Genomic DNA, 20,979 nt, shown 5'->3' on the forward strand with positions numbered 1-20,979 from the left:
TACGATGAATCCTCAATTATTTGCAGGCACGTTGGAGATGCTCATTCTGGAATTGGTTTCCGAAGGGCCCACGTATGGTTATGAAATTACGCAGCAGGTAACCAATCGATCGTCGAATGAATTCGAGCTGAAAGAGGGGAGTCTTTATCCCGCATTGCATAAAATGCAACGTAAAAAGCTCCTGAAATCCTTTTGGAAAGAGGTCGATGGTCGACGGCGTAAATATTATGAGTTGACCGTACAAGGGCAAAAAGTCCTTAATGAGAAACGCCAGGAATGGAAGCAGTTTTCTTCCGCCGTTGATCGAATTTTAGGAGCACAAAGTGGTTTGGCCTGAAGTCAGTATCGAAGATTTTCCTCCTAGACGCGACGATGAACCCGCGTCGTTAAGGCAGGATATACTTGATGAGCTGACCGATCACTTTGTTTGTGCTTTGAATCGCGAGTTATTGAAGAATCCAGACGAGGGTTTGGCTCAAGAACGTGTAATCAAAAATTTTGGTGACCCTGTTAAAATCGCCCGCCAACTCTGGTTTGATGCAATGAAGGAGAGAATTATGTCTCAACGAATTATGACCGGAATTTCAGCCGTGATGGCCGTTTGCAGTATCGCTGTGGTTGGTATTGCCTGGATTTTAATGCGAGACAGTCAGTTGGTAAATCGTCAGATGCTGGACCAACTGGCGGTGATAGCCGACAGACCTCAGGCTGATTCCACAGTTGTCAAAAGTTTGCAGAGTACCAATGAAGCCATCGTACGCGAATTAAAGGTCCTGGCGGATTCGCAACGACCATCACGATCAGCAAACGACATGGGTATGTCTGGAATGATGGGAGCGATGGGAATGGGCGAAGGTGAAATGATGGCAGGTGGTTTTGGTGTGGAATCAAAGCCGGCTGAACCCTCCAATATTAACCAGCAAATTTTGAAACAATTGGAGCAGTTAAATCAAAAACAAAAAACGCAGGGCAAAAGTTCAATTAGTGAAATGCACAACATTTCTTTTAAACTGGTTCAAGATACCAAAGCCACAAAACCAGCGGTGGGTTTTAAGGGGAAACTGACAAAGTCAGGAAAGCAAACAGAAACGTTTAGTGTAGATGCGGTTAGTGATGCAAAGGGACAACTGGATTTTGGAAAACTTCCCTGGGGAAAATATTACTTGTCGCTCTATAGTCCCTGGAATGAATGGTGTTCTCTGTCGAACATTTCGATGATCCCGGGACGAGACTATTCCCAGTGGGTTGTCTGCCCTACGAGTGAGCCAAATAAGATTACTGTTCGGTTTGAAGTCAATTGGCCAGAGAAACTCAAATCAGAAGACTGGTACTTGATCTGTGATTTTCGTCGCATGACAAGTCCCCGTCGACTTGAACTCAATACTCATCGAATTATACAGGATCATACATGGTTTTTTGATCAAAGTGATCTGCAACCGAGTGAGAAGGGCGTCTATCTGGTCGACCGGGAGAACAATATAATGCCGTGTCCGCTTGGTGTGAATGGAAAATATGAAGATCTGAAGCCGGAAACGTTGGCAGTACAACCATCTATTCACTTGAGAGAGGGACAATATCCATTGTCGTTGATCTATCTCGTCCCCAAGCAGGACTTGACGAAACTTTCAGAGCTCGACAAGTCGAAGCCATATCATGTCGTCAATCAGCTGCAAGGTGGTATAAAACGATATAATCCTTTTGATTCTGCATATCGAATGAACTCGTCTTTTGGAGGTGGCCTTCCAGTGACACGTGTTGGAGGTGGCTTTCCAGTGACATGTGTTTTGATTCCCTTTATAAACGCGAAGCCTGGTCCAGGAACGGACTTCGGAGGCGATGTGGAACCAGATGGTATCCAATTACAACAGCTACTCACTTTTACTACTTCAAACGATCAACCCAATGTCTGGAAGATTGATTTACCTAAATTAGACTTTCTTACTTCATCATTCGATTCATCGAAATAATACTCAATGATTAAAACGGATTGTTCTTTTGCGATGAATCAATAGTGTGGAATACAAAGTGGGTTGGTCTGAGATCAGTCCTCCTCAGCACGATAATGGGCTCGCGTAGTTTAAAGGATATGCTTGTTGGACTGACTGATCACTTTAGCTGTGCATTGAATCGTGTGTTATTAAAGAAGCCGAGTGAAAGACAAGCAAGTGATTAAGCAGTTTGGTGAGCCTGTCAAAATTGCCCACCAACTCTGGTTTGATGCAGTGCAGGAGAGAAGTATGCCTCAACGAATTATGATTGGTGTCTCTATTGTGATGGTGGTTTGTTGTGTTGCGGTTGTTGGAATCGCCTGGTCTTTGATTAAAGAAAGTCAGACGATTAATCAAAATATAATGGCTCTGTTGGCTACCATCACTGATCGACTGCAACCTGTCGCGGTGGAGAATAGGGATCAGGAGATATTGAAACCCTTGGATGTACTGAAGCAGGTACAGCGTGATCAGGCAATTCCTGTTACTGAGCAAACGAGCCAGATTTCTTTTCAATTAGTTCAAGAAACCAACATTGGAAAACCAGCTATTGGTTTTTTGGGGCAGTTAACAAAATCAGGGGGTAAATCTGATTCATTTACGCTAAGTGCCGTTGTCGATAAGTCCGGGAAACTCGATTTTGGAAAACTACCCTGCGGAAGATATTCCTTGCAGATACATTCGCATTGGAATGAATACGCGACGATGTCAAAATTTACAACGATTCCTGGGCACAGCTATTCCCAGACGATTGTCTGCCCCACTGCTGCTCCCAAACGTGTGCCAGTTCAGTTTCAAGTCGATTGGTCAGACAAGCTCAAGTCAGAAGATTGGGTTTTGTTATGTGATTTTCGTTCCCCAGAGAGTTCAGGAAGCGCACAGCTCCTTACTCGGAGAATAGGTCATGTCCGTTGGACGAGTAATGGGCAATTTTTTACTGGCGAGGATCAACCATTGGTTTATCTGATTGACAAAGAAAATCAAGTGAGTATTTGCCCTTTAGATCAACAGGGAGAATATAAAGATCTTGACCAGAATACCTTGGTAGAGAAGCAATCCATCAACATAATTGAAGGAGAGAATTATACATTAGCTATCATTTACTTAATCCAGAAACATGATTTGAAGAAACTATCCTCTTTAAATTTACCAAGATCCTGTATTGTTTCTGTGAATAAGAGCGTAAGAACCATCCCATTTGATCCATCCACGAGAATTAGTAGCACTTTTGGTACCACTGCAGACGATGTCATTCTTGAAGAAGAGGCTTATATCCCTTTTACCTCAATTATTGTGCCATTCAAAAGTATCGATTTTATATCTATTATTGACGATTCAATTTTAAATCGATCGGCATTACATACGAAAACGATAGATGGCATTCTATTAACAGAAGTATGGACCTATACGGCATTGAAAGATCAACCCAATGTTTGGGAGATTAAGGTTCCCTCAATGGAATTTACTCTTGCGGAATCTGGTTCATTGAATAGTGCCCTGTAACCGGGAAGAGTGGCGTCTTTTCATCATTGGATGAATTTAAGGAGCACAAAGTGGCTTGGCCTGAAATTAGTCTCGAAGATTTTCCTCCCAAGCGCGACGATGAGCCCTCGTCACTCAGGCAGGATATACTCGATGAATTGACCGATCACTTTAGCTGTGCGTTAAACCGAGAACTATTGAAAAATTCTGATGAACGGTTAGCGCAGGAGCGTGTAATAAAACAGTTTGGTGATCCAGTTAAAATCGCGCATCAACTTTGGTTCGATGCTATGAAGGAGAAAATTATGTCTCAACGAATTATGACCGGAGTTTCTGTTGTGATGGCCGTTTGTTGTATTGCGGTCGTTGGAATTGCCTGGTCTTTGATGAAAGAAAGTCAGGCGATTAACCAAAATTTGGCGGCACAATTGGCTGCCATCGTAGATCGGCCACAGCCAGTCGTGGTTGCCAATATGGATCAGCAAATATTAAAACAGTTGGACGAACTGAAGCGAGGGCAAGCTACGCAGATAGATTCCAGTTCGGAAGAAATGAATCAAATTTTGTTTCAACTGGTGCAGGAAAAGAGAGACGGGAAACCGGCAGCGGGTTTTTCTGGTACATTGGCTAAAATTGAAGATAACAATGAAATTTTCAAAGTAAATGCTACTAGCGATGCAATGGGACAACTGGATTTTGGCAAGCTTCCCTGGGGAACATATCACTTGAAATTGCATTCCCCATGGAACGAAGATCTCTACAGGTTTAATAATATTTCAGCGATTCCGGGAAGAAAGTATGAAGAGACAATTGTCTGCCCTGCGGGAGTTCCGGAGGAAGTTCCTGTTCAATTTGAAGTTAACTGGCCTACGCAACCTGAAAACGAAGACTATTATCTGCTATGTGATTTTCGCCGTATGGAGCCATCCCAATCATCCCCTTCGGTTAATCAGTTCTACCTGAACTCAGAACGAAGTTTTCAGCAACACTATTGGTGGACCTACAGGCGTGATCTGAGTAAGCAGCCGGTGAAAGGTGTTTATTTGATTGATGTGAAAAATAATCAGGTGACTCCCTGTCCCTTGGAGGTAGATGGAAAATTTGAAGATCTTGATCTTCAAAAACTAGTTTGGCAACAGAACATTGAAATCTTTCAGGGAGATTATTTCGCACCTAATATCTATTTACTTCGGAAGAGCGAATTGATGAAGCTGAATGAGTTGAATTCGGTCAATCAAATTCCAACGATCGAAATATCCGAATCAGGAATCTACTGGACTTACTATAACAAACCTTATTACGGGTTGTTCATATCTCCCTTTGAAGAAATGAAAATTGAACCACAGCTTCTTAAAACATTAAAATATAGAAGAAGTAATTTTACATCACCATCAAATAAGTACAGCACGACATTAAAGCAGATTCATGGATTCCGAGAGAACAGATTCTCTTCAAAATATATTGCGAAGAAAGATCAAGCCAATCTCTGGGAAATTAAAATTCCTGATTTCAAACTTATCTTTCAGGAATTCGGTTCATCGAATAGTGTCCTGTAACCGGGAAGAGTTTGGTTCCCTGTTGACCGATTTGCTTGCAGCTAACTTCGTAGACGAATTTTTCTTTGAGTTCGTTGACTTTCAGGCGAACCGTTTTCTGATCATCGGAAACAGTCACCTCTTCCACTTTGACTTTATAGCGGCCGCTGTCGGGGCTGGCGTAGCTGCCGCTCCAGACGCGGGTGTAACCGGCAATGGTGTAGGCGTCTTTATTAGAGGCTTTCTTTGCATCAATGGGTTTGAAAAATTCGAGTTCAAAACCATCGGAAGTGGCTCGTAACTCCTTGATGCCGTTCGGGAATTTACCGTTGGGCGTCAGTTTTGTAATCGAACCAGTATTCTGGCCGCCGAGCCAGCCGCTGTCGTGGATACTGCCGACATAGATATCTCCTTTGGGGCTGACGGCGACTGACATGGGCCCCGTGAAATTTTTCTCATCGGGAGGTACGTCGGCCCGCGTGAAGTAATACGTGGCGCCCTGTAGCGAGTCGCCTACTTTTTGTGTGGTGAAGCGAATCAGTAATCGGTGATTGTATTCACAGCCCAGACCCTGATCGAATAGAGCCGGGTTGGGGAACTGTTTTGGAATACACGTCAAGCCGTTAACGCTGCGCGTCCAGGGGTGAGGAACTTGGATCGCAGCTCTCGTCTCTTTCAAATTCTGTTTTGCGCGTAAATCAGATTGACTTGGAACACCATAGGCTTTGCCGGGGATTAGAAAATTAATTTCATTAAAGGTATTTTGAACACCCTGTTGATCGGAAACGAAGATTTCGTCTTTGGAATTAATGCCGAGCCCTATGGGATAGCGGAAGGCGTGTCCTAATGGCTCAATATCACCATTATAACTGATCTTGAGAATTTTACCTCGCCAACGAATCTGGTCATCGGGGCGTTGCATTTGTGAATAATCGCTACCGAGTCCTATATACAGATTGCCTTCACTATCACGAATGCATCCCGTAGCCCAATCATGATAATTATCATTCAGTCCCCAACCGGTGGCGATGACCGAACGTCTGTCAGCGCGACCATCTCCATTGGTATCAGAAAGCCGTAACACCTCGGGTTTGTGCGAGACAATTAAATCGGTTCCATCGGTAACAATCCCGAAAGGAGCAGAGAGTCCTTCTTCAAACAGTATCATTTGATCTTCCACGCCATCACCGTCGGTATCTTTTGCGAGAAAGACGTCACCTTTCAGGGATGTGAAAGCAAGTGTGCCATCATCGAGCCAGGCGAATGCAGTCGGCATGATGGATCGGTCCAAGGGGAGACGAACGCCATCAAAGCCGGGGGCACTGGTGACTTTTTCGAGTGCAAGTTTAGGCTTGGGTTTTGTTTTGACTTGCAGCGCGTCTGCCTTGAGATTGCAAAGGTATTCTAGTGTCAATGATTCGTGTCCCGCAGAGTCGCGATTCATTTTAACATATTCGTGTGAATTATTATCGCTGATGTGCATCCACTTGGCTTGTGGGTTTTTCACTACCGAAATTTGTGGATTGCCAATGCTTTTTGAAAATCGGATACGTCCCACATAGAGTTCGTATCCCTCAGGAAGATGACTGACTTTGATGGTTCGTTGCCAACCCGATTGATTTTGTTGTTCAGGAAGTGTTTTGTAGGTATCTGAAATTTCAACAGTTATTTTTTGATCGTTTACTTTGAAGGTGAGCTCATAATTGAGAGTTATCTGGTTTCCATCAGAGTGATAGCTGCGTAATGCCCCTGCCAGGCCATTTTGCAGATACGGGTAAATGACCGACATCGGTTCTTTGCCTGATTTCACTAAGGCAAAGTCGTTGCCTCGTTCATAGCCGGAGACAATGGGGGAACCCGCCATGTCCCAATACCAGCTTTTGCCTTCGGTGCGTTGACGCGCTAAATCTCCTAGTGTCCATTGAACCAGCGAAAAACGGTCCAGATCGATCAACAGGTTATGACCATTATCAAAACCGATGGCAAACGCGCGGGCCACATACCCGCCGCCGGTTTCTTTGGGATTAGTAAAGACGTCTCGTACGATGCGCGCCGGTTCGCCTGCCGCTACAGTGAGGAACTGTTCGACAACGGAGGGGTTGGTAGGAACCTTGAATTGGGGATCATTCAGACCCAGCCAAATGGCGTCCAACTGACGATTGATATCGCCCCCCAGTACTTTGGGAACGCTCTTTTTCAAGGCTGGCATTTCCATGCCGGGAACAATTCGCAGGGGATTATGTACCCAACGCAGGAAGTATTCTTTCCGCATCCGTTTTCCCAGCATCAGCAAGTCGGATCCACGCGTGCCTAACGCAACGTTGCGTGGTTTGTAATCGCCGAGTACATGACAGGAGATACAACTGAAACCTTTGGCGCCGGTAATGGTCTGGCCGGCGATGAGTAGTTGTGCCCGATTCTGGTCAGAAGAGTCAATCATAAAATCAGGTTGTCGTGGTCCGTCATCAGGGACACGATCATGCGACACGAGATAATCCAGGAGTGCTTCTTTGTCTGCTTTTGTGTGTTGAAAACGCGGCATGCGTACGTGCAGCCAGGGCATGCGGATCGTTTTCTGTTCGCCACTGACGGCCTCCGAAAGTGCCTCTCGTTTGAGTTTGTCTCCTACCGCTGTCAGAGCAGGGGGGATCATTGCTTCACTCTGTCCGGCAAGTGCGGGATCGAATTTTGCCATTTGTCCCGCAATTTGGGTAATGCCTTCATGTTTGTCGCGTTCGTGACAGTAAATACAATTCCGTTGTTCCAGAACATAACGACCGCGGTCGAATTCATTTTCCGCGGCCAGTTTTCCGTAGCTGGATTTGAGATAAGCTTCGACTGCTTCGCGGTCTATTGTACGATAGGCGGGGCGTCCTATGGCCAGATCTGGCGTTTCAGCGAGACAGGAGTTATCCCAGTTCTGAACTGGTTTTGAGAGATCCACAACGGTTTGTGTAGGTTTATCGATGCCAGGGATCGTATGGCAGGCAGTACAGCGAGCTTGAGCGATCAGTTTTTTTCCATCGGCAATCAGTTTCTTTTTGGTAGTTTGTTTTTTGCCGACGGGAATTTTTGTCTGTTTCAGTTCAGAAAGCGCGTATGCCAGTTGGCGTCGTTCTGTTGAACTGAGCTTGATTACCGGCATGCGATGATCTTTATTTAATTTCTGAGGATCCGACAGCCAGGTATAGAACCATCTTGTGTTGCGCTTCTCACCAACGCTACTCAGGTCACCACCGCTAAAGGGTTGTTGGTTGCCTTTTCCATCAATCGTATGGCAGGCCAGACAACCGACCGAACGCATCAGAATTTCTCCGGAACGCCGTTCCTCATCGCGGGTCGGAACTTTTTTTGTCTTTTTGTCTTTTTTGGGACCGGGGATTTTTTGAAGCTTTGCCGTTTTTGAATGGGCGGAAAGATAGGCGGCAACTGCTTCTGCTTCCTGTTGGTTAAATCCAAAGAATGGCATTTTCGCATGTGCGGAAACAGAATCGTCATTCTGGATTTTTCGAATCAACCATTCTGGATTCAGTGCCGTTGTGACAGATGTCAGGTCGGGTGCAGCGGGGCTGGTTAACTGGTGGTCCCGTTGATGGCAGCGATTACAGCGATGGGCATCGAAATGAGTGCGACCACGGGAAATTTGCGCGACCTCTGGATTTCCCTCTTCCCGATAGAGGAGATTTGCCTGGATCGGTTCCAGTCCAAACAGGTTTGAAGACCAGAATAATTGGACACGCGCCTGAGAAGAAATCTTTTGATAAGTGACTTGTAGCTCAAACTCACCAAAGTTCTGATCATATTTAGGGCTGACGATCCAGCCGGGAGTGTCACGTTTGCCTTCCAGAACTGTTTCGCCGTCAATTTCAACTTTGATTTCGCCTTCAATGTAAGCGGAAATTTGATACTTACCTGGCTGCTTCACCAGAATCAGACTGGTCCATTCTGCAGAAAACTTGTCTGCAGATAGTTGAGGCAAAGGTGCTTGCTTGCCCCAGTTAAACGCGATATCGGGGTCGATCCGTTGAATACGTTTCTCTCCCACCTGATAGGTTGCCAAAAGCCCCGGTGGATAATCGTCTTCTTCGGGATCGATTTCTTCTCCTGCCAGATTCTTCCCCGTAACCATGAGACAGAGACAAAGAAGCAGAAATCCGGTCAGGTGTAGAGGAACACTCAGCCTGGAGGCATGGTTGGGGTAGTCGATCATAGTGAGGCAGGATTTAGTGTTGAAAGGAGGTTTGTTAACAATCCGAAATTATTCCATCGCGAAAAAAAATCAGCCATTCGTTATTGTTCGAATGGCTTTTCGTCTTTGGCGTTGGCGCCAAAAGCAGCACGGAGTTCGTTTGCCACTGATGCGACTGTTTTGTTTGGTCCCGTCAACTTGAGAAAGTAATATGCTTTCCCTTCGACAGCCAGAATCACACCGAGCATACGTGAGTCGGGAACTGGTGTTGTTTTTCTTAAAAACGGAGGACCGATTGATTTGTTATAGGTACCCGAAAGATCGGCGAATACATATTTACCGAGTTTCGATTCGCCCTGAGTCACTTTGACTTTGCGATCTTCGTTTGCAGCGAACTGTCCTACCCAGCGATTGACATTTGCAGCCATTCCGCCACCCGTGCCACCAAAAGAGGAAACGACCAACTCTGCTGGTTCTTTCTCGCCTTTGACTGCTGGAATTGTAAATTGTGCCAAGCGAAGCTTATTGGAAGGGGGAGCACTTTTCCAGTTGGAGGGAATTTTGAGCGTGATGTCTTTGATTTTGACATCATTGGCTTTTTCAGACTTCTCTTCAGCACGCGCTGTGCAGGCATAAATTGCCAGAGAAAGCCCCAAGACGGAAAATAGCACTCTTCTGAATGTACTAGGCGAGATCATAAATATCCTCGGATTGAAATAAGGAGTTTGAGCGTTTGACTATAGGTAATTGTCCCGCATTTCACACGGTTTTTCAACTCGTTGGTTCAAGAAATGGAATTTGGTATCAAATATTGAAAAAGTTAAATATGTTGTACATGCATGTTGATAAAAGGCAACACAAAGAAGAATGATTTTGAAGGTATTTCGAGGCAGGATTTTGTGAGAGAAGAACTTTAATCGGCAGAAACACAACGGTTTTTAGCCCAATTGCGCAGTTCTGCTATGCGTTCTTTCATCAAAATGGCTAATGGTTTCGTTTTCTGAATTTCGGTAGCGATATGTCGATCTTCGAGCTCCGCATTGTCAGAGAATGCAGCAAATAAGCCAGACATGACTGCCTGTTCAAGTTCGGAGCCAGTAAATTCATTTGCCATCGCTGCCAGAGAGCGTATGTCGAATTGATCCGGATCCCGATTGCGGCGTTTGAGATGAATACTCAGAATCTGTTCACGGGATGCAGAGTTGGGTAGATCCACAAAAAAGACTTCATCAAAGCGTCCTTTGCGCATCAGTTCTGGAGGTAAAGCAGAAATATCATTTGCAGTAGCGATGATAAAAATCGGATGGCGATGGTCTTGCATCCAGGCAAGCAGGGTTCCAAACATGCGCTTGGATAATCCGCCATCTGCTGAAGAGGATGCCGCCGAGGCAAACGCTTTTTCGATTTCGTCGATCCATAAAATTACGGGTGCCATCGATTCTGCCTGCGATAAGGCTTGCCGCAATTGGCTTTCACTTTCACCAATAAATTTTTGGTACAGCATTCCGGGATCTAATCGAAGCAAGGGCATACTCCAGTCAGAGGCAACCATTTTAGCACACAAACTTTTTCCGGAACCGGGAACCCCCAGCATGAGCACTCCTCGTGGAGGTTCGATTCCATATTCTTGTGCTTTTCTGGAATATCCTCCCCGACGTAGTTTTAACCAGTCTTTCAATTTATTAAGCCCGCCGACTTGTTCAGATTTCACATCGACGGCGATAGATTCCAGACAGCCTGTCGAACCTAAAAGAGTTCGTTTTGCTTCAATGACGTGCGGTAGATCGTTGGCATTTAAATCGTTGTCCTGCAAAATGGCAGAGCTGATAACGCGTTCGACTTCATTGCAACTCAGTCCCCGCATTGTCTGAACGAGTTGCTCCATATCTCGTCGAGTGAGTTTGGCGGTGATTTCTGTCTGACTTTCTTTTCTGATTTTATTGTAGGTCTGTTTGATGACAGCAGACAATTCGTCCGTGGTTGGCCAACCCAATTCATAGCGAACCGTAAACCGTTTGATTTCATCAGGCAGCGGGAATGCATCTACAAGGATCAATGTGGTTTTGCTATTCTGGCAGGTTTCCATAAGATCGCGCAGCATGCGATTCACGATATTGTCTCGACAATAGGCACCGAGATCTTTAAAAACGAAAATCTGATTCTCAGCATTCATTTGGATATAAGCGAGCGTCTGCTCCGGTTTGCCGGGAGGAACCGATGCTGATTTTAAAAGAGAATCTTCAACTTGGCACAGGCCATTTGTTGCAGACCATTCATAAAGTGGCTTTTTTAAATCCGTCGCGACATTTTGAATCGCTTTCAACGCCCGCTGTTCATCCAGTGTTTCAATAGAAATAAATGGATTTCCCGAACGAATCATGAGTTCTAATGAATTTGACATCTATTTTACTTCCTGTGAAGTAGGAATATTTGCAAACGATAACGGGAATCTGAAGCGTGAAGATTAAAGATTACCTCTATTTTTTTAACAACTTTTGAAATTGTTTCCAGGTTTTGGTGTTGGCGACATCTTTTTTGGATAAACCTGCACGTCGCGCCTGATACACGCCGTATTGCATCACATCTAAGCCTTTCACACTATGAGCATCTGTGTTAATGACGATCGGAATACCCAGCTCTTTGGCTTTGGCGGCGTGAATATCATCAATATCCAGACGCATGGGATGTGCGTTGATCTCCAGCATTGTACCATGGTCGGCACACGCTTTGAGGATTTCACTATAATTGAGGTCAGCACTAGGGCGTTTCCCGATTAATCGGCCTGATAAATGTCCGAGAATGGAGACGTGAGGATTTTGAATGGCATTCAACAGCCGTTGATTGATTTGCTCCTGCGATTGTTTCAGACCGTAGTGTAAAACGGCAATAACCCAGTCTGCTTCACTCAAAACGTCATCGGGTAAATCCATACTGCCATCTTCCAGAATGTCACATTCGATTCCTTTCAGAATTTGAATACCAGATATTTTTGATTGCACTTTCTCAATGGCTTTCCAGTGAGCGCGTAAGCGTTTTGCATCCAATCCGTTCGCCATGGTCACGCGCTTTGAGTGATCTGTGATGGCGATGTACTGATAGCCTTTAGCCTTGGCACCCTCTGCCATTTCGAGAATCGAAGCGGTGCCATCTGTGGCTGTTGTATGCATGTGTAAGTCGCCACGAATCTGTTTTAACTCTATCAACTCTGGTAGTTTGTTTTCTTCGACGGCTGTAAATTCCATTCGATTTTCGCGAATTTCGGGAGGAATCCAGGGGAGATCGAGTGTTTGGTAAACGTCTTCTTCTGTTTTACCGGAAACGAGCTTGTCCTTGCGAAACAGACCGTATTCGTTGAGTTTGAGCCCTCGTTCCTGGGAGCGGCGTCTGAGCACGATATTATGTTCTTTGGAGCCGGTGAAATAGAGGAGTGCTGCCCCATACGACTCTTCGGATACAACGCGCAAATCCATCTCCAAACCGGAATTTAATCGGACTCGTTGTTTGGTTTCTCCACGCGCCAGGACGGTGTTGACTAACGGATGGTTTGCCAGCGCATCCATGACAGCGCCTGGGGCGTTAGACGTAATTAAAATATCCAGATCGCCGACCGTTTCTTTACGCCGCCGACAACTTCCTGCTTCTGAAATTTGCTGGACGGAATCCAGTGTTTGCAGATCGTGTATGATTTCATCTGACTGTGCTTTGGCATCTGCGAGTCGGACTCGATTTCCTGCCTGGCTCAGATGTTCGAGTCCTTCGAGGATAATTTGTGCTGTTTTTTTTCCGAATCCTTTTTGCTCAGCAATAACTCCCTGTTCTGCAGCCGCTTTGAGATCATCAAGCGAGTGAATTGAGAGCTCAGAAAAGAGAAAAGCGACTTTCTTAGGTCCGATGCCGGGAATATTTAACATACGAACTACATCTGCGGGAATTTCTTCCTTCAATGTTTCTAATTGAGGCAACGTTCCCGATTCTACAATTGTTTCAATTTTTTCTGCGAGGTCTTTGCCAATTCCCGGTAAGGACTGCAATTCCTTCGGAGTGTTTTTAGCGATGTCTTCGATGGATTCCGGGAGTCCTGAGATCGTGCGGGCCGCATTACGATACGCGCGCAGGCGAAAGGGATTCGCCCCTTGAATCTCCAGCAAATCGGCCAGTTCCTCAAATTGGCGTGCAATTTCTGAGTTTTGCATATTTTCTGTCCGCGTTATTAGTCTTATCAACTGAAATAAAATGATTTGTCTTCAGTTATTAACAATAACGCGATCGGCGCATAAAAAAAGTGCAAGGCAGGGATGCACTTGCACTTTGTTGATTCTCTATTCCCTCAGTGGTTATTTACTAGCAATTTTTGTGGAATCGGTGATAGCAAACCAACCAGAATTTGTCGGAATACTCTGTTTGGTGATTTGAGGAGCAGAAAAATGAGCACGAATTGTCAATCGTTCCGCTCTGGGAACTGATTTCCACGTGATCTTCTGGTCCAGATTCAAAGGTCGTACTCTCAACTGAGGAAACTTGGTTTCCTGCTCTGCCTTGGGAGCTTTTTCAGCAGGTTCCTTTGTGGGAGCTGCTTTCTTTTTAGGAATAGTCGTCTTTGGAATCTTTCCATCCGGAGTGGGTTTGAATGCTTTTGTCTTATCAGACTCATTCCCGAAGAAGTCATCCTGTTTTTTTTCTGTTCCGAATTCGGGCAATTTAGTGCCTCCGCCTGGCATCGGAGTCTCAGATCCCCCCCGCTTTAAAGGCACTTCAAATACATCCTTTGATTCGCTTTTGGGCATCGGAGTATCCATGGGACTTCGTTCATAGCGACGTGCCCCAAACCCGGAGTCTTCTACGTTTGACTTTGATTCGCCGGGAGGCATGGGATCATCGGCAAATGTTTTGGGAGTCGTGCTTTCAATTTCACGCGGTTCCGGAACCTTTTTACCGGATGCAGGATCTGGTGTGGGTGTGTTGGCTCCAGCAGGATTATAAGAGACGCCACATTGGCCAGTACTACAGTTGGATCCACAAGCTCCGGTTGCACAGCCTCCTATCCCACAGGGAGAACAACAACCAGGACCATAAGCGGCGCCCGCAAATCCATAGGAATTGCCACCGCCAAAATTTCTGTAGCTGACACCGACAACTTGAGGATTGTTAATCAGATACCAGCGATAAGCGGCACGTGACTGGCGTCTGGCTTGTCCGCGAGTGCCATAATACGACACATAACCGGGAGTCCCACAGCAGTTTCCAGGACTCATCATTCCGTAACCACCGTAGTTGGCTGAATAGGTCCGAGGAGCATAACCGGTGCCATAGTGCATGGGACCATTTCGACTTGGTCCAAAGAGGGCATTGTAAGTCCAGGGAATTACCCCCGCGTCAGATTCAGCCAGCGAGACCAAGCCCATTGTCAGAATACATCCGACCGTGAGGCAAACTTTCTTCAGATTCATGTTTTTCAGTAGACTCATCATTCATTCGACCTTATTAAAATCGAGCTATACAATTGCACGACCAGGGGCAGTAAGCCATGCCGAAAGAAGACGTAGTCCATCACGCCAATTTCACCATATTTCCAATCATGTCGAAACATAAAGCGACTAATCCATTAGTATCCATTTTGTACCCTGACGGTCCTACCAATGTCAATGATTGGGATTATTGGTTGGGTCGGATAAACTAAGTTTTTGAGAGACAATTCATAATCATTCTCGATTGTTTCTAATTTCTCTAAAGTCCGAAGTTTGTTGATGGCTCGTGATTTGAAGGAGATACGCATTTTTCCTTCGATTCAGGCAAATATCAGGCATCAATAAATTGATATAAGTTGATTTAATATCAAGACTTAATTTATCAAATTCCATTTGAGTTCAAACGGAAATTTTCGCTGACAGCCCCCAAATTGCTCCCCAGATCAGTTTGAAGGAGATCGGGTGAGTTCCTCTACCCTGAAATTCAATAAAATGCTAAGTTACCCGGTCTGAAGCCCGCAGAGTGTTCACTGAATTCGATCTTAACTGATTCAAAATTTCTCTGCGATTTTTATCTTCATGGAGGATGATAACCACGTCCGATGAGAGATCGTCCTGAAAACATGCTCGCATGCAACATATTCAGCTCGACGAGTCTGATACGGACTTTTTGTGCGCTGGGGCTGATTTGTGGGATTTGTAGTGGGTGTGCAAGTTGGACTCAGAAAATGGCTGTCAGAGATTCTGAATCACAGGATCTCGTTGAACAGGTTCGTGAGGCAACAGAAAGCGGACAACAGGAACAGGCTGCTGAACTACTCAAACAGGCAGTGGCTTCAAACCCCAATCACGCAGGAGTACGTCGCCAACTTTCGGAATTCTTAATTACGAATGGCTTTTCGGAAGAAGCAATCCAACAGTTAGAAAAAACGACCATTCTCTCTCCCGACGATCCGAGACCTTATATTGATTTGGCTTATTTACTGCATCAAAAGAAACAATATACTGATGCGCTCAAAAACCTGGAATTCGGTTTGAACCTTGATCCCACGAATATTCGTGCTTTATTGCTCAAGGGGGAATTGGAAGAATTAGCGGGTTTGAATGCGGCTGCTGAAGAAACCTATCACAGGATTTTGCAGGCAGAGCCTTACAATATTGTTTCCCGATTAAAATTGGCTGCACTTGAGATCAAACAAGGGGAATCCAACCGCGCTACTCCGATATTGCGTCCTATTTGCCATAATACAGCAGCCACAATCCATCAGAGATCAGAGGCTCAATGGTTGCTGGGAGTGGCCTACGGTGCGGAACAGCGTTGGAATGATTCAGTAGCATCACTTGAACGGGCAATGAAAAATCGCTCCGATGCAACCGCAGACGACTGGTATCGCCTCGCTTATGCCAGTTTACAGGCGAACGATATGGAGAAAGTTTATCCTGCCGTGACAAAGGCACTATCTTTGAATCCGCTGCATACCGAAACGAATCGGCTATCCAGTTATTTAACTCAACAATCAAACATGATGAATGTTCAACAGGCTTCCATGTACACTCCCCTCCAAAGGCCAGGTTTCATCGGGCAAGCACCTCCGCCGATCCCCGTCGAAACATTACAACCTCCCCAAGGCTGGGAGAAGGTCGGAACGCTGTCGATTTCTTCCGCAAAAATCAATAGTCGAGAGTGAATGCTGGCGGTTAATGATTCACTCAATGTAACGCATTTATTATTTGCTGATAAATGGCTCAAATGTCTTGCCCGATCTAACTCGAAAGCTCCACGAACTCGCGCTGATGGAATTTATTCGTAATTCCATACATAATTTAAGGTTATTACGATCAAAATATGGTAATTCTGGAATTTTGATACTTGAAAAAAGAATCTCCTCGACTAAATGATATAGTGGCGTTTTTTTGTTACAGTATGTTCTTGTATGTCAATTTGATAAAAAACGGGATAATCTTTTGTGAAATCTGAGTTTCACCTGGGCCAAACCGACGAAAGAATGATTGAATGTTTGAATTCGTTTCCGATGTACTAAATCTCAAACAAATGGAATCTGCGGAGCAGAGTAACAATCAGAGACCATCTTCCGTAGCAGGGATTAGTTCACCATCGATAAACCTACCTGATGTGGCAAATGAAACAGTTCCACTCATTGGGGGGACTCTTGAGCGTGTCGGGATGTCAGGGGTAGAATTGGTACTCAGGCTTCGTGATGCTTCGGGTGAGATATTTCGTACGCCAGCTCGTGCTGATGCGGCTGTGAGCCTCGATGATGAGAAGACCAAAGGGATCCATATGTCTCGACTATTTCTCAGTTTGAATAGTCGGCTGGCTGACCAGGAACTTTCTTTACCTCTGGTCAATGAAATTCTGAAAGATTTCGTACAGACACATGAGGGAATGAGTTCCAACAGTTTTTTGACTCTGACCTACGAACATTCGCTGAAACGACCTGCGTTACTTTCTGATCATGCCGGCTGGCGCGCCTATCCCATTACAATACACAGTTCGTTCAAGCAGAATACGTTTCAACACCAATTGCATGTTCAACTGACTTATTCCAGTGCCTGTCCCTGTTCAGCCGCCTTGTCGCGGCAGTTGATTCAGCAGGCTTTTGAAGATGCGTTCGGTGACCGAAGTGAACTCTCTCATGATGAAATCTATCAATGGCTGGGAACACAGGAAGCAATTCTGGCAGTCCCACACAGCCAGAGAAGCCACGCTGATGTCACGGTGGATTTAGACAGTGGATTGGAAGATTTTCCGATTGAATCACTGATAGATTATCTCGAACGTGCCATCGCGACCCCTGTGCAAACAGCAGTCAAGCGCGAAGATGAGCAAGAATTCGCGCGGTTGAACGGAGCCAACCTGATGTTCTGTGAAGACGCAGCCCGAAAATTGAAGGCCGCTCTAGAGGAGTACGAAGGCATTAACAATTTTCGAGTCGAAATCAATCATCTCGAAAGCCTGCATCCGCATGATGCCGCTGCGGTTGCTACCAGCGATCAGACATAAACGGCTGTTTTTTAAGCCTTTATCAGGAATCGCTCAAATCCTGCAGAGATCAAAGTCCTTTTCTTTATCACCTCTTTAGGTTTTGGAAGCGACGAATTGTGTTTGCATGCGTGTTGTTTTCATTTTTATCAGAATTGAAACGATGAGGTTCTCTTTCTAACTCATTCGAGTTAGGCTAAACACATTACCGATCACATTCTGTTTTGTATTCGTCAAATGAGAGATGCAAAACGAAAACGAATTTTAAAGGGCATCGCTCCGTGCTCTTAGGATTCATGCTTTCTCACAGCAGAAATTCTTTATTTTTTAGAATTTTGTGATTTTTCCTGCCTAAACGGAGCTGCTTCTTTCTCTTAGTAAGCGCGGAGATTTACAAGCACTCTCTTAAAGTAGACAAATGTCTTTAGGTTTTATAAAAGATCGTTCTGAGGAGACACGTCTGGTAATGCAACATCGGACTGCCCTCTACAGCTATATTTTTTCCTGTGTGAGAGATCATACGGATGCTGAAGATATTCTGCATGATGTTTGTGTCATTGCGATTGAATCGTTCGGGCAACTTAAAGAGAAGAATTCATTTTTTCCCTGGGTGCGCGAGATTGCCTTCCATCAAGTACTGTCTCACCTGAAAAAGAAGAAAAAAGAGACACCTTTCAATCCGCACGTAGTTGCGGCGCTCGCAGATGCGGTCAATCAGGTGGAGCAAAAGCAGTCTCGTTTGAATTTTCGTGATGCCATGATGAAGTGTCTCGACAAGCTTCCCGCACATAGTCGAGAGTTAATCGTGATGCGGTACGAAGAATCTGAAATGGGAATTGCTGGCATCGCTTCAGAATCCGGAAAAAGTGTGCACTCAATCTACTCTCGACTCAAGAGAATTAAAACGATGCTTCGTGATTGTGTTTCCAGGCAACTTGCTTCGGAGGCAACACAATGATTCAGCCCAAAGATAGAGACCTGCTCGAAGCCTATCTCGCTAATGAACTTGATTGTGATGAAATAAAGTCACTCGAACTCCGACTTTGTACTGAAGAAGACCTTGCTCGTTTAATGATCGAGGTCTCCAGTGAAGAGACCGTGATTCGTGAATGGACTGAATTACAACGGTCTCAGCTATGGTACAGCAAGTTGGTTAACGAGACGACCGCCTCTCATTCAACTTTTTATCTCTCCAGATCTTTTTTGGTGGCGATGTTAATTCTCGCAATTACACTCACATCCTGGTTTGGCGTGTATCAGTGGGCAGATCCGCTGATTGTCTCTGACTCTAATCAACCAGAAAACGTCGCAATTGTCGATGCACTCTCTGATGGCGAGCTAAGGACTCAAAATATTCTGTGCGTGGTGAACGATCATTTACAAACGGGACGACAGTATCATCTTGATCAAGGTGTGCTTCAGCTTCAGATGGATTCGGGCGTGGATGTTGTGATAGCCGGTCCCACTACGTTCCAGTTTCTGAATTCAAATGCGCTACGTCTGTTACAGGGGACTATGACGGCTCACGTTTCTCAGAGTGCAATCGGCTTTGAAGTGCAAACTCCCACGCTTGAGATTATTGATTTAGGAACCCGGTTCGGCGTGCATGTGAATAAAGAAGGAGTTTCTGAAACACACGTTTTTCAAGGGGCAGTCAATGGTTTCAGTTTGAAGCAAGGAAGCCCTCAAGGTCTGCCTCAACGATTATCTGCGGGACAATCTATCAAACGATCACCGGGTAAAGAAATTGTTTTAAGCGACACGGACAGCGATCTTCTTTTTGCAAAATGCCTCATGCAAGAGTCTCGTATTCATCAACTTTCAGGAGACTTAAAGCTTCTGTCAAAATTGCCCGTCAGTCTGAAATCTGGTGAGTTTACCAGCAATGAATACATTCATGTCTTCCTGGAACGGCAAAATTTCAGCTTACCGGAAGAGATCCGCTGTTTTGTTCCCATCCAAAATAATAAGGGACAATTCCAGGAAGATGTGATTCAAAAGGGAACCAAAGTAGACGTGTACTATCTCCATCATGATGCCCACCACCCAGGACATCCTGAGTTTTCTGATCAAAAAACAACATTGACCATGAAGGGGGAACTTAAATTCAAGGGGCAAGTTCTGGGCATCCTGCAAACAGATCCCCTGCTTCTACAAACGGATCAATCTTTAGGCAATTCCGATGTACGGTATGAAAAATCTCATGTCCGTGTTGCTGAAGACGAGATCAAACTCTTGCCCGGCCGTTCCTCACTTTACCTAAATTGGATTCTGTCAAGGGCAGAGGGACTCAAGAGTATGAATGCCATGCGCGTGATTGTTACCGCTGAAGATAAATAACCAATCGATTGAAGTGTGGTCGTTAAGTTAAGCAGTGTGCGTATTCTGTCAATGAAGTATGTTTCTGAAACAAATATGATTTTAATTGATCAAAGAGAAAGATGAATGATGAGAAGTCTTATACAAAATCGAAAAGGGTTCACACTAATAGAATTGCTGGTTGTGATTGCCATCATTGCCATTCTCATAGCACTCCTATTGCCCGCAGTACAACAAGCTCGTGAAGCAGCGCGACGTAGCTCTTGCAAAAATAACATGAAACAAATCGGCCTGGCATTACATAATTACCACGATACACACCGTACCTTCCCACCGTCCTATGTTGATAATCATCCTGCTGGTACTCCATTTATGAACAACGATCTTGGATGGGGTACCTTCATTCTGCCTTTCATGGATCAAGCACCACTTTATAATAACATCAGTGGCTCTGGTGCGATGGACGTTGATTGGACTACCATTCCTGCTATGACAACAGGCGCGACTGCCTATGCAAGGGTAATTCTGCCTGCTTTCATGTGCCCTTCTGATCCGATGGGTGGAGTGAACACAAAAATTGATTCCTATGGGAAATCAAACTATAAAGCCGTACGATCCGTTCTCACTTATCCTACCAGTGCACGCAGAATGCGAGACTTCACGGACGGAACAAGTAACACCTTTATTGTCGGAGAATCAGACACTAAAGACCATAATGGATCAATTTGGGTCGGAAAATCTACTAATTCAAGGAATGTCCTTTCCAATGCAAATGCCACATTTCCGATTAATGGCACCGATGTAGATGATCTTTTTAGTAGCGTTCACGTTGGTGGATGCCACTTCGTGTTTGCGGATGGACGTGTTCGGTTTCTCTCCGAGAATATGAATCAAGATACATATACGGCTCTCGGAACCTATAATGGTGGTGAGGTTCTTGGCGAGTTTTAAAGCGTCTTTTTATCATTCGCTGAATCATAGTATATTCGAGACCATC

General features: G+C 45.0%; 14 protein-coding genes. 9 read left to right on the top strand and 5 right to left on the bottom strand.

The genetic code is table 11. The features are described 5' to 3' along the window. The first annotated feature begins 4 nt into the window (after positions 1 to 4). The 4 genes from V202x_RS06065 to V202x_RS06080 all read left to right on the top strand — a co-directional run bounded on the left by V202x_RS06065 (position 5) and on the right by V202x_RS06080 (position 5,026). A complete protein-coding gene (locus tag V202x_RS06065) occupies positions 5 to 337 on the top strand; it encodes a PadR family transcriptional regulator (RefSeq protein ID WP_144983885.1) in 333 nt (110 codons plus the stop codon). Beyond that, on the top strand, positions 324 to 1,967 hold the full coding sequence (locus tag V202x_RS06070; RefSeq protein WP_145172162.1) for a hypothetical protein: 1,644 nt from the start codon (positions 324 to 326) through the stop codon (positions 1,965 to 1,967). Before V202x_RS06065 ends, V202x_RS06070 begins: the two co-directional genes overlap by 14 nt. A 183-nt stretch (positions 1,968 to 2,150) precedes the next feature. After that, on the top strand, positions 2,151 to 3,491 hold the full coding sequence (locus tag V202x_RS06075; protein ID WP_145172164.1) for a hypothetical protein: 1,341 nt from the start codon (positions 2,151 to 2,153) through the stop codon (positions 3,489 to 3,491). A gap of 50 nt (positions 3,492 to 3,541) precedes the next feature. After that, positions 3,542 to 5,026, top strand: coding sequence for a hypothetical protein (locus tag V202x_RS06080; RefSeq protein ID WP_145172166.1), 1,485 nt, complete (start codon positions 3,542 to 3,544; stop codon positions 5,024 to 5,026). Here V202x_RS06080 and V202x_RS06085 read toward each other — a convergent pair. The 5 genes from V202x_RS06085 to V202x_RS06105 form a co-directional block, all read right to left on the bottom strand. Beyond that, a complete protein-coding gene (locus V202x_RS06085; RefSeq protein ID WP_145172168.1) occupies positions 4,986 to 9,215 on the bottom strand; it encodes a c-type cytochrome in 4,230 nt (1,409 codons plus the stop codon). The two genes, V202x_RS06080 and V202x_RS06085, sit on opposite strands and share 41 nt — an antisense overlap. An 80-nt stretch (positions 9,216 to 9,295) precedes the next feature. Beyond that, positions 9,296 to 9,892 (bottom strand): hypothetical protein, encoded by a 597-nt coding sequence (locus V202x_RS06090; RefSeq protein ID WP_145172170.1) that lies wholly within the window; start codon positions 9,890 to 9,892, stop codon positions 9,296 to 9,298. Positions 9,893 to 10,107: 215 nt separating this feature from the next. Then, on the bottom strand, positions 10,108 to 11,595 hold the full coding sequence (locus V202x_RS06095) for an AAA family ATPase (RefSeq protein ID WP_145172171.1): 1,488 nt from the start codon (positions 11,593 to 11,595) through the stop codon (positions 10,108 to 10,110). Between the two features lie 76 nt (positions 11,596 to 11,671). Continuing rightward, complete coding sequence (gene polX / locus V202x_RS06100; protein ID WP_145172173.1) at positions 11,672 to 13,387, bottom strand: DNA polymerase/3'-5' exonuclease PolX; 1,716 nt, start codon at positions 13,385 to 13,387, stop codon at positions 11,672 to 11,674. A gap of 141 nt (positions 13,388 to 13,528) precedes the next feature. Next, positions 13,529 to 14,641 (bottom strand): hypothetical protein, encoded by a 1,113-nt coding sequence (locus V202x_RS06105; RefSeq protein WP_145172175.1) that lies wholly within the window; start codon positions 14,639 to 14,641, stop codon positions 13,529 to 13,531. Between the two features lie 746 nt (positions 14,642 to 15,387). On the opposite strand from V202x_RS06105, the gene V202x_RS06110 reads away from it, so the two are divergent. From V202x_RS06110 to V202x_RS06130, 5 genes are all read left to right on the top strand, one after another. Beyond that, positions 15,388 to 16,347 carry a tetratricopeptide repeat protein gene (locus V202x_RS06110; RefSeq protein ID WP_197993255.1) on the top strand — a complete coding sequence of 320 codons (960 nt, stop codon included), beginning with the start codon at positions 15,388 to 15,390 and terminating at the stop codon, positions 16,345 to 16,347. A gap of 326 nt (positions 16,348 to 16,673) precedes the next feature. Further along, a complete protein-coding gene (gene folE2, locus V202x_RS06115) occupies positions 16,674 to 17,684 on the top strand; it encodes a GTP cyclohydrolase FolE2 (protein WP_145172179.1) in 1,011 nt (336 codons plus the stop codon). Positions 17,685 to 18,081: 397 nt separating this feature from the next. After that, entirely contained in the window at positions 18,082 to 18,621 is a 540-nt protein-coding gene (locus V202x_RS06120) for a sigma-70 family RNA polymerase sigma factor (protein ID WP_145172181.1), read from the top strand. Further along, positions 18,618 to 20,003, top strand: coding sequence for a FecR domain-containing protein (locus V202x_RS06125; RefSeq protein ID WP_145172183.1), 1,386 nt, complete (start codon positions 18,618 to 18,620; stop codon positions 20,001 to 20,003). Before V202x_RS06120 ends, V202x_RS06125 begins: the two co-directional genes overlap by 4 nt. A 105-nt stretch (positions 20,004 to 20,108) precedes the next feature. Further along, on the top strand, positions 20,109 to 20,933 hold the full coding sequence (locus V202x_RS06130; protein ID WP_315851533.1) for a DUF1559 domain-containing protein: 825 nt from the start codon (positions 20,109 to 20,111) through the stop codon (positions 20,931 to 20,933). The last annotated feature ends 46 nt before the right edge of the window (positions 20,934 to 20,979 follow it).

The sequence above is a fragment of the Gimesia aquarii genome (assembly GCF_007748175.1).
Taxonomy (GTDB): domain Bacteria; phylum Planctomycetota; class Planctomycetia; order Planctomycetales; family Planctomycetaceae; genus Gimesia; species Gimesia aquarii_A.

Coding starts and splice junctions, on each gene's coding strand:
- V202x_RS06065 (WP_144983885.1), top strand. CDS start 5: ATGAATCCTCAATTATTTGCAGGCACGTTGGAGATGCTCATTCTGGAA.
- V202x_RS06085 (WP_145172168.1), bottom strand. CDS start 9,215: ATGATCGACTACCCCAACCATGCCTCCAGGCTGAGTGTTCCTCTACAC.
- V202x_RS06090 (WP_145172170.1), bottom strand. CDS start 9,892: ATGATCTCGCCTAGTACATTCAGAAGAGTGCTATTTTCCGTCTTGGGG.
- V202x_RS06095 (WP_145172171.1), bottom strand. CDS start 11,595: ATGTCAAATTCATTAGAACTCATGATTCGTTCGGGAAATCCATTTATT.
- polX (WP_145172173.1), bottom strand. CDS start 13,387: ATGCAAAACTCAGAAATTGCACGCCAATTTGAGGAACTGGCCGATTTG.
- V202x_RS06105 (WP_145172175.1), bottom strand. CDS start 14,641: ATGAATCTGAAGAAAGTTTGCCTCACGGTCGGATGTATTCTGACAATG.
- V202x_RS06110 (WP_197993255.1), top strand. CDS start 15,388: ATGGCTGTCAGAGATTCTGAATCACAGGATCTCGTTGAACAGGTTCGT.
- folE2 (WP_145172179.1), top strand. CDS start 16,674: ATGTTTGAATTCGTTTCCGATGTACTAAATCTCAAACAAATGGAATCT.
- V202x_RS06120 (WP_145172181.1), top strand. CDS start 18,082: ATGTCTTTAGGTTTTATAAAAGATCGTTCTGAGGAGACACGTCTGGTA.
- V202x_RS06125 (WP_145172183.1), top strand. CDS start 18,618: ATGATTCAGCCCAAAGATAGAGACCTGCTCGAAGCCTATCTCGCTAAT.
- V202x_RS06130 (WP_315851533.1), top strand. CDS start 20,109: ATGATGAGAAGTCTTATACAAAATCGAAAAGGGTTCACACTAATAGAA.